General features: G+C 61.8%; 10 protein-coding genes, 1 pseudogene and 1 other annotated feature. Of the genes and pseudogenes, 8 read left to right on the forward strand and 3 right to left on the reverse strand.

The genetic code is table 11. The annotated features are described in order from the left end of the window. Nucleotides 1-4: 4 nt before the first annotated feature. Entirely contained in the window at nt 5-1861 is a 1857-nt protein-coding gene (locus tag AC1DIJ_RS07085; RefSeq protein WP_112386250.1) for an ABC transporter ATP-binding protein, read from the reverse strand. 374 nt (nt 1862-2235) lie between these two features. Here AC1DIJ_RS07085 and AC1DIJ_RS07090 point away from each other — a divergent pair, with 374 nt between their 5' ends. From AC1DIJ_RS07090 to AC1DIJ_RS07110, 5 genes and pseudogenes are all read left to right on the forward strand, one after another. Next, entirely contained in the window at nt 2236-2697 is a 462-nt protein-coding gene (locus AC1DIJ_RS07090; protein WP_112386249.1) for a tRNA (cytidine(34)-2'-O)-methyltransferase, read from the forward strand. A gap of 181 nt (nt 2698-2878) precedes the next feature. Beyond that, nucleotides 2879-3553 (forward strand): L,D-transpeptidase, encoded by a 675-nt coding sequence (locus AC1DIJ_RS07095; RefSeq protein WP_112386248.1) that lies wholly within the window; start codon nt 2879-2881, stop codon nt 3551-3553. Nucleotides 3554-3565: 12 nt separating this feature from the next. After that, nucleotides 3566-4102: an OmpA family protein gene (locus AC1DIJ_RS07100; protein WP_112386247.1), complete on the forward strand. Its 537-nt coding sequence runs from the start codon at nt 3566-3568 to the stop codon at nt 4100-4102. A 61-nt stretch (nt 4103-4163) separates the two neighbouring features. After that, nucleotides 4164-6108: pseudogene (locus AC1DIJ_RS07105) on the forward strand (adenylate/guanylate cyclase domain-containing protein). 74 nt (nt 6109-6182) lie between these two features. Next, nucleotides 6183-6238: a sequence feature (sul1 is cis-regulatory element that is thought to sense ions involved in sulfur or methionine metabolism; They are found in Alphaproteobacteria), on the forward strand. Between the two features lie 70 nt (nt 6239-6308). Further along, complete coding sequence (locus AC1DIJ_RS07110) at nt 6309-7775, forward strand: SulP family inorganic anion transporter (protein ID WP_112386246.1); 1467 nt, start codon at nt 6309-6311, stop codon at nt 7773-7775. A 66-nt stretch (nt 7776-7841) separates the two neighbouring features. Here the strand turns inward: AC1DIJ_RS07110 and AC1DIJ_RS07115 are convergent, their stop codons facing one another. Beyond that, nucleotides 7842-8822 (reverse strand): SDR family oxidoreductase, encoded by a 981-nt coding sequence (locus AC1DIJ_RS07115; protein WP_112386245.1) that lies wholly within the window; start codon nt 8820-8822, stop codon nt 7842-7844. Nucleotides 8823-9005: 183 nt separating this feature from the next. Here AC1DIJ_RS07115 and AC1DIJ_RS07120 point away from each other — a divergent pair, with 183 nt between their 5' ends. Then, a complete protein-coding gene (locus AC1DIJ_RS07120; protein WP_112386244.1) occupies nt 9006-9656 on the forward strand; it encodes a glutathione S-transferase family protein in 651 nt (216 codons plus the stop codon). A gap of 265 nt (nt 9657-9921) precedes the next feature. Next, nucleotides 9922-11568 carry a Na/Pi cotransporter family protein gene (locus AC1DIJ_RS07125; RefSeq protein ID WP_112386243.1) on the forward strand — a complete coding sequence of 549 codons (1647 nt, stop codon included), beginning with the start codon at nt 9922-9924 and terminating at the stop codon, nt 11566-11568. Between the two features lie 6 nt (nt 11569-11574). On the opposite strand, the gene AC1DIJ_RS07130 is transcribed toward AC1DIJ_RS07125, so the two are convergent. Then, entirely contained in the window at nt 11575-11838 is a 264-nt protein-coding gene (locus tag AC1DIJ_RS07130) for a hypothetical protein (RefSeq protein ID WP_112386242.1), read from the reverse strand. A 165-nt stretch (nt 11839-12003) separates the two neighbouring features. Between AC1DIJ_RS07130 and hemF the strand changes: the two genes are divergently transcribed. Next, nucleotides 12004-12915, forward strand: coding sequence for an oxygen-dependent coproporphyrinogen oxidase (gene hemF, locus AC1DIJ_RS07135; protein ID WP_112386241.1), 912 nt, complete (start codon nt 12004-12006; stop codon nt 12913-12915). The last annotated feature ends 75 nt before the right edge of the window (nt 12916-12990 follow it).

A 12990-nucleotide genomic window follows, 5' to 3' on the forward strand; every position in this document is an offset into this window, starting at 1 on the left:
ATTTTCACTCCGCCGCGGCGTCGGCTTCTTCCTCGTGATCCGCCAGGAAGCCGCCGGACTGGCGGGTCCAGAGGTCGGCATAAATGCCGCCCTCTCCGACCAGTTCGCTGTGCGAGCCGGACTCGATGATCTTGCCCTTGTCGAGCACGATCAGCCGGTCCATCTCGGTCAGCGTCGACAGGCGGTGGGCGATGGCGATGACCGTCTTGCCCTGCATCAGCGCGAAGAGGTTTTCCTGGATCGCCGCTTCCACTTCGGAATCGAGAGCCGAGGTTGCCTCGTCGAGCACCAGGATCGGCGCGTCCTTCAGGAAGACGCGGGCGATCGCGATACGCTGGCGCTGGCCGCCCGACAGTTTCACGCCGCGCTCGCCGACCTGAGCATCCAGCCCCTTGCGGCCGTGCATGTCGGAAAGCCCTTCGATGAACTCCCAGGCATTCGCCCGCTTCGCCGCCTCGATCACCTCCGCGTCCGTCGCATCCGGACGGCCGTAGGCGATGTTGTCGCGGATCGAGCGGTGCAGCAGCGACGTATCCTGCGTCACGACACCGATCAGCGCCCGCAGGCTTTCCTGCGACACGGCAGTGATATCCTGGCCGTCGATGGTGATACGCCCTGCTTCCAGGTCGTAGAACCGCAGCAGCAGGTTCATCAGCGTCGTCTTGCCGGCGCCCGAGCGGCCCACCAGACCGACCTTCTCGCCGGCCTTGATGTCGAGCGACAGGTTCTCGATGACGCCCTTGCCCTTGCCGTAGTGGAAGCCGATCCGCTCGTAGTGGATCGCCCCACGCTTGGCCTGCAGCACCGGCGCACCCGGCAGATCGGTGATGTCGTGGTTCTTCGTCATCATATCCATGCCGTCATAGACGGTACCGATATTCTCGAAGAGCGCCGACACTTCCCACATGATCCACTGCGACATGCCGTTGACACGCATCGCCAGGCCAATGGCGATGGCAATGGCGCCGACCGAGATCTCGCCGTTCAGCCAGAACCAGATCGACAGGCCCGAAATCACGAACAGCGCGATGCAGTTGTTCATGTAGACCGACATGTGGAACAGCGTCACGCGGCGCATCTGCGCATGCACCGTCTGCAGGAATTCGTCCATGCCTTCCTTGGCGTAGCTCTCCTCCCGCCCGGCATGCGAAAACAGCTTAACAGTCGCGATGTTCGTATAGCTGTCAACCACACGCCCCGTCATCATCGAGCGCGCATCGGCCTGCTGCTTGGCGATCCGGCGCAGCCGCGGCACGAAATAGGAGACGATGCCGACATAGACGCCGAGCCAGACGAGGATCGGGATCATCAGCCGCCAGTCTGCCGCAGCGATCACCACGATCATCGAGATGAAATAGGTGACGACATAGACGAAGACGTCGAGGATCTTCATCACCGTTTCGCGCACGGCCAGCGACGTCTGCATCACCTTGGTGGCAACGCGTCCGGCGAACTCGTTGGCGAAGAAGGTCATGCTGTGACGCAGCAGGAAGCGGTGCATCTGCCAGCGGGCGATCATTGGATAGTTGCCGAGCAGCACCTGATGCATGATCAACGAGTCGATGCCCGCCGCCAGCGGCAGGCCGATCAGGATCAGCGCGCCCATCCAGGCGAGCCTTTGCCACTCGTTTTGCATGAAGGTCGCCTTGTCGGCGTTGCCGAGCCAGTCGACGATATCGCCGAGGAACTGGAAAAGCGCCACTTCGCCGACAGCGATCAGCGCGGTGAGGACCGCCATGATCGCCAGCCAGGGTGCCGCGGGCTTCGTATAGTGCCAGCAAAAGGCGAAAAGTCCCGTGGGAGGCGCCACAGGCTCCTCGCTGGGGAAGGGATTCAACCGCTGTTCGAACCAGCCAAACATGAAAATGCTCCGAAACCGTACCGTTCCGTCTCCCGGCCCGCGCAAATCCGCGCTTGAGCACATATGGGAACCGGACGTTCAAGGGGCGAGGCCACAACGGCCGCGCAATGGATCAATGGGGGGTTTTGAGAACGCTTTTGCGCGTCAGGAACGCGCCATCACCAGCGGTCGGATGACGGCCGGAAGGCGCGTGAGCAGCAAAATATTCATGTCGGCCTCCCTGCTGGCGTTTGAAGATGTGCACCGATAACGCGAAAATCGCCAAGTTTCCAGCTGAAAATCGGCGGAAATTGAACATTTCAGGGTCAAAATGCGTCCTGTTGCGTTCAAAACACACATGTTCTAGGGCTGGCACGCCCTTCCCGGAGATAGCGATGACCGACCTCAGACTGGCGCTCTACCAGCCAGACATTCCCGGCAACACCGGCACGATCCTGAGACTGGCCGCCTGTCTGGGTTTTGCCGTCGATATCATCGAGCCAGCCGGCTTCGACATATCGGACCGCAATCTGAAGCGCTCCGGCATGGATTACATCTCATCGGCCGCCCTCACCCGCCATGTCAATTTCAACCGCTTCGAGGAATGGCGCGCAACCACAGGGCGCCGCCTGATCCTGGCATCGACCAAGGCTTCCAGCCCCTACACCAGCTTCACCTTCCGGCCCGATGACATCCTGCTCTTCGGCCGCGAAAGTGCCGGCGTACCCGATCACGTCCATGACAAGGCCGACGGGCGGCTCCTCATCCCGATGGTCGAGGGACAGCGCTCGATCAACGTCGCCGTCTCCGCCGCGATGATAACGGGAGAAGCGATGCGGCAGACGGTTTGGAGCTGAAGCTCCGGCCCCGCTTCGGCGAAATCTTGGGGCGATATTGCCATCGCCGAGTAATGGCCAAGGAACCAGTTTCCCGAAAGCCGTAACGTGAGCCACCCCTGCTGGAGAATTTTCTGTTGTAGCAAATAGAAAACCTGATTTACTGCGGTTTCGCTGCTTGGCTTTGAGGGGGATCTTGCCGATGGAGTGGACCCGCAGGACTATTTTGCATGGGGGCATGGCATTACTTGCAGCGGGCGCGGTTCAGCGCCCGGCATTTGCCGCCGCCGCCTCGTATTTTGCCGGAACCGCCGTCGATAACGGCATAACCTATCAAAGCACCAACTTCTCCAAGATCGACAGGCGCTGGCAGCGCCAGGTCGTCAAGTATTTCAGCACCGAGCCGATCGGCACCGTTGTTGTCGATACCCGGCACCACTTCCTCTACCTGATCATGGAAAACAAGACGGCGATCCGCTACGGCGTCGGCGTCGGCCGCGAGGGTTTCAAGTGGTTCGGACGCGCCACGATCGACCGCAAGGCGCTCTGGCCACGCTGGACGCCGCCGCCTGAAATGCGCAAGCGCCATCCGGAACTGCCGGAATTCGTGGCTGGCGGCTCGCCGAAAAACCCGCTCGGGCCACGCGCCATGTATCTGCTGCGCGATGGCGTCGATACCGGTTACCGCTTCCATGGCACGCTAGAGCCCTGGAGCATCGGCAAGGACGCCTCGAGCGGCTGCATCCGCATGTTTAACGAGGATGCGATCGACCTCTATCAGCGCTGCCCGATCGGCACCGCCGTCCAGGTCCTGCCGCATATTGCCGATCAGGCAGAGCCTGCAGCCCAGGTCAGCCAGACAACCCCGGTCGAATGAGGAAATCACCAGATGCCTTTCAAGACCGGATTTACCGGCCGCCTCGCCGCCACAGCCATGCTGATGGCCCTCGCCTCCTGCACCACGAGCAACATCGCCTCGGTGGAGGAACCTGCACCAACGCCGATGACCGGCAAGACCAATGACCCCGCCCCCGGCTTCGAGACGGTCGCGGCGGGCAGCGAGGAGGATTTCATCCTCAATGTCGGCCGCCGCATCTATTTCACCCAGGATTCCGCCACGCTCGATTCCGTTGCCATGGCAACGCTGGACAGCCAGGCCGCCTGGCTGAGCCGCAATCCGGCATGGCTGATCAAGCTGCAGGGTTTTGCCGATGATTCCGGCTCCGAATCCAAGATGCAGACGCTGTCGCAGAAGCGTGCCGACGCCGCCATGGCCTACCTCGTCTCGAAGGGCGTCGATGCCAAGCGGATGTGGGCCAAGGGCTACGGCAAGGACCGCGAGGTTCGCGACTGCACGGATCGCTCCTGCAAGGTGCAGAACCGCCGCGTCGTGACCAATCTGCGCAAGGAACCGGACGCCGTCTGACCGGATTGGTGGCGCGCTTTCTCCAGGCGCCGTCGCCTCTCCTGATGTCGAGGAAAATTGCGTGGGCTGGTCCAAACCCCTAAGGCTGCATCTCGGCGTCCTCGTCGTCGCATCGCTGCTCTGTACCTCGACGCCAATCATCTGGCTGGCCTTCAGCCATGGCCGCGAGGCGGCTGTCAGCGCCGGCGTGCAGCAGATGCGCGAAATGAGCCTGCGGCTGATCGAGGGCTACCGCAACACGCTGCAAGGTGGCACCGAGGCGGTCGCCCTCGCCTCGACCTTGCCGCAGCTCGCCTCCCCGCCGCCGCAGGATCTGCAGGCAAAGCAGGAATTCCTGCTCGAAGCCCTGCGCAACATTCCGAATGCCACCAGCATCTACACCGGCTACCCCGACGGTTCCTATGTGCAGGTCATCAACACCAGCAGGCGCGATGTGCGCCAAACACTTGCGGCGCCCGATGGCACCGCCTTCGCGATCAGAACCATCGCCGAGCGGCAAAGCGCCGACGTCATTTCGACGCTCCGTTTTCTCGACAGTCAGGCAAGACCGCTCGGCGAGAAGAACATCGACTACGCCTCCTTCGATCCGCGCCAGCGCCCATGGTATCAATCCGCCGTTCGCGATGGCCAGGCGATCTCGATCGGCCCCTATGTCGCCGGAACGCTTCAGGTCCCGACGCTGACCGTCGCCGCACCGATGCGCGACAACGCCAAGGTCGTCGTCGGCATCAATATCCACCTGCAAACCGTCGGCCGCCTGCTCGATGCGCAGGGTATCGCGCCGCGCGCACGCGCCTATATCATCGACGATGCGGACGATCTCGTCGCCCATTCCGACCCTGCCATCATGCAGAGGCTGCTCGACATCTGGTCGAAAAGCACGGGCCCGGCCGATACGACCGCCAACAGCTTCGACAGCAGCCTCGAAACCGTGGCACGGCTGCGCCACGACCCGGCCTTTGCCAATGGCGGCCTGGCGCGCATCGAGCTCGACGGCGAAAGACACCTGCTGCAGATCGCCCCGGTCAGCGTCTCCGGCCTGTTCAAGGGGGATGTCGTCGCCATCGTCGTGCCGCTGGAGGATCTGGTAGCGCAGGCCAACCGGCTGCTCATCCACAATCTCCTGATCGCCGCGGGGTTCCTGATCGCCGGTGTCGCGGCATCGGTGATCCTGTCGCGCATCGTCAGCCGCTCGCTGAACAGGCTTGCCGACGAGGCCCGGCGGATCGGCGATCTCGATGTCGGCGAGAAGGCGGCCTCGCATTCCTGGATCTCGGAGATCAACACGTTGGCGACGGCGCTGGCCGCAAGCCGCCACGCCATCCGCCAGTTTGCGCTCTATGTGCCGCGCGAAGTGGTCCGGCGGATCGTCGGTTCCGAAGACCGCACGATGGTCAAGGCGAGACGGCAGGAGGTCACCGTCCTCTTCACCGATATCCGTGACTTCACCACCATATCCGAGCAGCACTCGCCCGAGGACGTCGTCGATATACTCTCGGCCTATTTCGAGCTCTTGAACACCATCGCCGAGCGCCAATGGCGGCACCGTCGTCCAGTATCTCGGCGACTCCATCTTCGTCATGTGGAATGCCCCAGTCGAAGATTTGAGACATGCGGAGAACGGCTGCCGCTGCGCGCTCGCGATGAAGGCGGCGATCGATGCGATGAACGAAACCAATGCCGGAAACGGCCTGCCGGAACTCTTCACCCGCTTCGGCCTGCATACCGGCCCCGCCGTTGTCGGCAGCTTCGGCGCCATCTCGCGGCAGCAATACACGGCGATGGGCGACACGATCAACGTCGCCTCGCGGCTGGAAGGGCTAAATAAGCAGTTCAACACCTCGATCCTGCTGAGCGCGGCAACACGCGATGCCGTTGCCGGGCAGTTCGAAATGCACCCGCTCGGTCTGGTGCAGGTCAAGGGGCGCGCCGAGAAGGTGGATATATGGGAGCTTGCGGGGGTAAGCAGCGAGGAGAACATCGACGAACGGAAAGTCGCCGGATGATATAGCAGCCGCTTCGCGCCAGAGCGGCGGCGTATTGCTTTGCGGACGAATTGCGATAATACGAATTCACTCACCACGGACCCGGTGAAACTCCGGGTGGCTCTTCTGGCCGCCGATCCGCCAGACCACGCAAAACCTGCATGCCAATCAACCGGCCGCTCGAAAGAGCGCGTTCGTCATGCTTTGCGAGAACTCATCACATGCAATTTTCTTCCGTCCGCAGGGATTGGTCCGCCAACCCCAGGCGCGAAATGCTCGCTGGAGCCGTCGCGACATTCGCTTTGATCCCGGAGGTCATCGCTTTCTCCTTCGTCGCCGGTGTCGATCCTCAGGTCGGCCTGTTCGCGTCATTTGTCATCGGCATCGTCATTGCCTTCACGGGCGGCCGTCCGGCGATGATATCGGCTGCGGCAGGGTCGGTCGCCCTCGTCGCAGCACCGCTGGTTCATGCCCATGGAATTCAGTACCTCTTCGCCGCGGGATTACTCGCGGGGCTGTTTCAGATCGCCTTCGGCATTCTGCGCCTCGGCGTCCTGATGCGCTATGTCTCGAAATCCGTACGAACGGGCTTCGTCAATGCGCTCGCAATCTTGATCTTCGCCGCTCAGCTGCCGCATATCATCGACGGAGACTGGCTTGCCTATGGCATGCTGGCCGCAGGTCTGGTGATCATCTACCTTGCGCCGCGAATGACCACGGTCATCCCCTCTCCGCTGATTTGCATTCTCATCCTGACGGCCGCTGCGATCTCATTCAACCTTCCCGTCATGAGGATTGCCGACCTCGGCAAACTTCCCGATTCCCTCCCGGTCTTCGGCTGGCCCGCCGTCCCGATCACGCTCGAAACGCTGACGATCATCGCCGGACCGGCGCTGGCCATTGCCATGGTCGGACTGCTGGAATCGATGATGACGGCGAGCGTCGTTGACGATCTGACCGGAACGCCGAGCTCGAAGAACAGGGAATGCACCGGCCTCGGCATCGCCAATATGGCCTCCAGCTTGTTCGGTGGAATCGCCGGATGCGGCATGATCGGCCAGACGGTGAGCAACGTGAAATACGGCGGCCGCGGCCGGCTTTCCACTCTCTTCGCCGGCGCGTTGCTGCTCGTGCTGATGGTGCTGCTGAAGCCTTGGGTCTCTCAGGTTCCGGTCGCCGCACTCGTTGCCATCATGGTCATGGTGTCTATCGACACCTTCGACTGGTCGTCGTTGAAGACGATGGTCGTTCACCCGAAAATGTCGAGCGCCGTCATGCTCGTGACCGTTCTCGCCACGGTGTTCAGCGCCAACCTCGCTCTGGGCGTCACCGTCGGCGTCCTGCTGAGCGGCGTGTTCTTCATGTTCAAGGTGGCCCGTCTCCTGCAGGTGAAAACGGAGATCGACGCCGATGCCGGTCAGGTCAGATATCTGGTGTCGGGGCAGGTATTCTTTGCCTCGGCCGACGTCTTCATCGACGCATTCGACATCGAGCAGTCCAAGGGCATGGACGTGACGATCGACGTTTCACAGGCTCACTTCTGGGACATCACGGCAGTCGCCGCGCTCGATCGGGTTGTAGACCGTTTCAATACCCATGGTATCGCATCCCGTGTCTTGGGATTAAACGATGCCAGTGCCACTCTTATCAAAAGCCTGGATGGCTCAACGAAGCTTGAAGAAATCTGACCGCACCTCGGCAACGGGATCGATGACGGCAGATCGTCGTCATCGATCGTTTGCTCAAGGGATGCCCTACCCCAACGCGCTCTGCGCCGCGCAGATCCGGTCGATCAGCGCATCGAACTCGCCCTTCGGCGGGCGGTTCTTCGCCAGACGCTGCTTCAGATGCAGGATCGGTTCCGCCAGGATGTCGTCGAGGTTCTCGGCACAGCTGAAATCACCCGCGACGCGCTTGACCTTCGAATTGTCGAAGATGGCGGTCCAGGCCTTGTCACCGACCAGCGGACCGACCCAGTCCGGATTGTACTTGATCAGCGTATCGGTCGGAACATGGACAATCTTGGCCTCGACGCCGAGCAGCCGCGCGATCGCTTTCTGAATGTCGTTCCAGATATGGGCGCGGTCGGAAGTGATGTGGAAGATCTCACCAAGCGCCGCCTGCTTGCCGAACAGTCCGGCAAAGGGAACGGCAAAATCGACGGAACGCGTCAGCGTCCAGGGCGTGTGGCCATCGCCGGCGACGATCGTCGGCTCGCCATCCAGCATGCGCCGCGCCATGATATCGCTCTCGCCCATCATGATCGGCAGGCCGGTGCGGACGGTATGGCTGGGGCGGACGATCGTCCAGGCGAGATTGCTGGATTTCTTCAGCAGTTCCTCGCAGGCGATCTTCGCCTGGCTGTAGGGCCAGTAGGGATTGATGGCAGGCGTGTTTTCGGTGATCACATAATGACGCGCCGGCTTTTCATAGACCGAGGCCGACGAGATGAAGATGTACTGGCCGCAATGGCCGGAAAATATCTCGATATCGCGGGCGATCTGATCCGGCGTGAAGGCGATGAACTGGCAGACGACGTCGTAATTGGCCTTGGCGAGATCGGCGTAGGCTGCCGATCCGAGTTCGCCGGTGATCGAGGTCACGCCGGCAGGCAGCGGATCGCCTCTCAGCCCGCGGTTGAAGACGCTGACATGGTTTCCCTGAGCAACCGCGCGCTCGACGCAGGGATAGGAGATCTGGCCGGTACCGCCGATGAAAAGCACGTTCAAAGTCATGGAAGAGACCTCGGTATGTGATGGGCAGGATCTGTGGTTGCTTTTCATAGCGCGAATGGGCCTGATCGTCTCCCGCAAATCCTAGGGGCGCGCCGCGGCCGGAAAGCGGTGCCAAGATACAAGCCGATGTCGGAACCCTGGCTGTCCGGACGTCTTCAAGACAGACATGTTCTGGAGGAAACGATGACGATCACCATCACAGCCTTTGAATGCTCGCCCGATCGCGGCCGCGGAATGGCCCGCGACATGCGCGTCCGCTGGGCACTCGAAGAGGTCGAGCAATCCTATGAGGTCCGTCTCGTGTCCTTCGAGGCGATGAAGCAGCCCGCCCATCTGGCGCTCCAGCCTTTCGGGCAAATCCCGACCTACGAAGACGGCGACCTGGCGATCTTCGAGTCCGGCGCCATCATCCTCCATATCGCGCAACAATTCCCCGGTCTGCTGCCCGCGGATCAGAACGGCCGGGCACGCGCCATCGCCTGGCTGTTTGCCGCCGTCAGCACCATCGAGCCGCCGATTGTCGAACGGGAGGCGACAGGCTTTCTGGAGCGCAACGAGAGCTGGTACGAACAACGCCTGCCCCTCCTCACCGGCCGTATCCGCAAGCGGCTGGCCGAGCTGTCACGACGGCTCGGCACCGCCGATTGGCTGGACGGCGATTTCAGCGCCGGCGACCTGCAGATGATCTCGGTGCTTCAGCGGCTCAAAAGCTCCAATCTGCTCGATGAATTCCCGAACCTAGCGGCCTATGTCGCACGCGGCGAGGCACGGCCCGCCTACAAGCGCGCGTTCGATGCACAGTTGGCGGTTTTTCTGGCCTCCTCGCAGAGCTGACCAAGGCCCTTCGAACCCGAAATCATCTGCGGCATCCGGTAGCATTCGCCGCCGGATGCCATTGATTTCCAGCGGCTCTGCCGTAGATGACGGCACATCCCTGCAATATGTCGCAAACGGCGTTGTGTTGCTGCCAAATCGGCCTATTATTGTTAGCCGGGCAAACAAAAATCCGTCACTGCGCAGCAATTTCAACGAATTGGCAATGACGTGATTCTAATATGCACAGCATTGCAAACGCCAACCAAGAAGAAGACTGCTGATAATGGAATCCACGATCGTCATGATAAACCTGTTCGGTGCCGTAGCCTTGCTGCTATTCGGCCTGGCGCAGGTCAAAGATGGCGTGTCGCGGGCCTTCGGCGCCAAGCTCCGGACAGGGCTTGCGACCGGCACGCGCAGCGGTCTGCGCTCCTTCTTCTCCGGTTTCGTCGCTACAGTCGCGTTGCAGAGCTCAACGGCCACCGCGCTGATGGTCGCATCCTTCGTCGAGCGTGAACTGGTCAAGCCGCGCATGGCGCAGATCGTGCTGCTCGGCGCCAACGTCGGCACCGCCGTCACCGCCTGGATCGTCGCGACCGGCATCGAGTGGCTGTCGCCGCTGGTCATCCTCGCCGGCATCGTGCTCTATCGCAGCGGCTCCACCTCCCGCCAGGGCGGCGGCACGGCGCTGATCGGGATCGGCCTGATGCTCCTGTCGCTGCATCTGCTCAGCAGCGCCACAGAACCGATGCGCCAGTCGCCGGCACTCGCGGCCTTCGTCGGCCTGCTCGATAATGCCTGGCCGGTAGCGCTCGCCTTCTCTGCAGGCATTGCATTCATCTCCTCGTCCAGTCTGGCCGCCGTCGTGCTGATCCTGTCGCTGGCATCGACAGGCATTCTCTCTGCGGATCTGGTGATCATCCTGGTGCTCGGCGCCAATCTCGGCGGCGCCATTCCGCCGGTTGTCGCCTCGCTCTCCGGCCCGGCTTCGGCCAAGCGTGTCACGCTCGGCAATCTGATCGTGCGCGCTATCGGCTGTCTCATCGCTTTGCCGCTCGCCGGTTACGGGGCGGAACTGCTGGAGCTTCTCCCGCTGGCGCCTGCAAAACTGCCCGTCGACGCCCATCTCGGCTTTAACCTGATGCTCGCAGCCGTCGCCTGGCCCTTCTCGCGCCTGCTGTCGAAGCTGATGCTGCGGCTCGTTCCGGAAGAGGCGCAGCCTGACAACGCCCCGAAATATCTGGATCAGGGCGAACTCTCGACCCCGGTCGTGGCTCTTGCCAGCGCCACCCGCGAAACGCTGGGTGTCGGCGATCTCATCGAGCGCATGCTGATGCGCGCCTCCGATGCTTTCGAGAAGGACGACCTCGCCAAGCTCAAGGAAATTCCCTCGCTCGAAAAGCGGGTCGATAGCCTGCAGCAGGAGGTGAAGATCTATCTCTCCAAGCTCGGCCGCGAAGGGCTCAGCGAAGAGAACGGCCGCCGCTCGATCGTCATCATCGACTATGCGATCAACCTCGAACATATCGGCGACATCATCGAGAAGGGCCTGCTGCCGCAGGTCACCAAGAAGGCTTCGCTCGGCCTGAAATTCTCTGAGGACGGCTATGAGGAGCTGAAGAAGCTCTTCCACCTGACGATCGACAATCTTCGCATCGCCCAGACGATCTTCGTCACCCGCGATTTCAAACTCGCCAAGCAGATGATGGAAGTGAAGGTCGAGGTCCGCAGGATGGAGAAGCAGTCCTCCGAGCGCCACCTGGAACGCCTGCGCGACGGCCGCGCCGACAGCCTGCAGACCAGCTCGCTGCATCTCGATATGCTGCGCGACCTGAAGCGCATCAACGCCCATATCGTCTCGGTCGCCCATCCGATCATGGACGAACACGGCCTCCTCATCGAAAGCCGCCTCAAGGACGCTGCGGAATAGAGATGATCAGTCGGCCGATGGCAGGCGGCGCATCGTGAACTCGATCTGATCATTATCGAGCTGCCGCCAGCTTTCGACTTCGGTCCAGTAGGCTGCCTTCGGATATTCGGCAAACCATTCTCGGGCCTTGGCCCGCGCATCGAGCAGCGCAAGCCGGTATGTTTCGCGCACGAAGCGGTCCGCGCCCGTGCGGGGCGTCCCCTCGGCACGATGCCGCTCGATCCTTCGTTTCAAGCCGTCGAATGACGGAGGTCCCGGAATTTTATTCATGAAACCTACCTCTGCCGGAAAAAGGTAGTATCGAAGCCGCTAATTTGCGAGTCGAATCTTGGCTGCGGCCTTCCGCCCGCTGGCGACTGGCGTTCCTAGCTGATAGGAGGCGTCGCAATCAGGAATGACGGGTCGCGGCTCCGGCTGCGGCCTATGGGGGTTAGTATGGAAAGACCAGTATTGCCGGCAGGCCTTCCCGCCGACATCGAAGACAAGAAGCTTGCGGCCCAGACGTGGTTCCGGCAGCTGCGCGACACGATCTGTTCCACCTTCGAGGCACTGGAAGACGAACTCGCCGGACCGATGTCCGATCGCGAGCCGGGCCGCTTTATCGGCAAGGACTGGTCGCGCGACAATGGTGCAGGTGGCGGTGGCCGCATGTCGATGATGCATGGCCGCGTCTTCGAAAAGGTCGGTGTCCACACCTCGACCGTCTATGGCGAATTCGCCCCCGATTTCCGCGCCCAGATCCCCGGCGCCAACGAGGACCCGCGCTTCTGGGCCTCGGGCATTTCGCTGATCGCCCATCCCGTCAATCCGAATGTGCCCACCGTCCACATGAACACCCGCATGGTCGTCACCTCCACGCGCTGGTTCGGCGGCGGTGCGGACCTGACGCCGGTTCTCGACCGGCGCCGCAGCCAGGAGGACGAGGATACGCAGCTCTTTCACAAGGCGCTGGAGCTCGCCTGTCGCCAGCACGCGGTTGCCGATTACAATGCCTACAAGACATGGTGCGACGAATATTTCTTCCTGAAGCACCGCAACGAGCCGCGCGGCACCGGCGGCATCTTCTACGACTGGCTGCATTCGAGCCCTGAGGCCGGCGGCTGGGACGCCGATTTCGCCTTCACGCAGGACGTCGGCCGGGCCTTTGCCGCAGTTTATCCACAGATTGTTCGCGCCAATTTCAACAAACAGTGGACGGAACAGGATCGTGAGGAACAATTGATTCGTCGCGGCCGCTATGTGGAGTTTAATCTCCTCTACGATCGCGGTACCATCTTCGGGTTGAAGACGGGTGGCAATATCGAGTCGATTCTCTCGTCCATGCCGCCAACGGTGAAATGGCCGTAGGCGCTGCAGATCAGACTGTACGATAACGTACGGGTAAAAACATGTTGAATGCCCTTCAAGAAGGGTGAACGCGTT

This window comes from Rhizobium sp. 10N427 (assembly GCF_056394605.1).

Excerpts from the sequence above, each read along its gene's own strand:
- AC1DIJ_RS07085 (WP_112386250.1), bottom strand. The coding sequence starts at position 1,861 with ATGTTTGGCTGGTTCGAACAGCGGTTGAATCCCTTCCCCAGCGAGGAG.
- AC1DIJ_RS07090 (WP_112386249.1), top strand. The coding sequence starts at position 2,236 with ATGACCGACCTCAGACTGGCGCTCTACCAGCCAGACATTCCCGGCAAC.
- AC1DIJ_RS07095 (WP_112386248.1), top strand. The coding sequence starts at position 2,879 with ATGGAGTGGACCCGCAGGACTATTTTGCATGGGGGCATGGCATTACTT.
- AC1DIJ_RS07100 (WP_112386247.1), top strand. The coding sequence starts at position 3,566 with ATGCCTTTCAAGACCGGATTTACCGGCCGCCTCGCCGCCACAGCCATG.
- AC1DIJ_RS07110 (WP_112386246.1), top strand. The coding sequence starts at position 6,309 with ATGCAATTTTCTTCCGTCCGCAGGGATTGGTCCGCCAACCCCAGGCGC.
- AC1DIJ_RS07115 (WP_112386245.1), bottom strand. The coding sequence starts at position 8,822 with ATGACTTTGAACGTGCTTTTCATCGGCGGTACCGGCCAGATCTCCTAT.
- AC1DIJ_RS07120 (WP_112386244.1), top strand. The coding sequence starts at position 9,006 with ATGACGATCACCATCACAGCCTTTGAATGCTCGCCCGATCGCGGCCGC.
- AC1DIJ_RS07125 (WP_112386243.1), top strand. The coding sequence starts at position 9,922 with ATGGAATCCACGATCGTCATGATAAACCTGTTCGGTGCCGTAGCCTTG.
- AC1DIJ_RS07130 (WP_112386242.1), bottom strand. The coding sequence starts at position 11,838 with ATGAATAAAATTCCGGGACCTCCGTCATTCGACGGCTTGAAACGAAGG.
- hemF (WP_112386241.1), top strand. The coding sequence starts at position 12,004 with ATGGAAAGACCAGTATTGCCGGCAGGCCTTCCCGCCGACATCGAAGAC.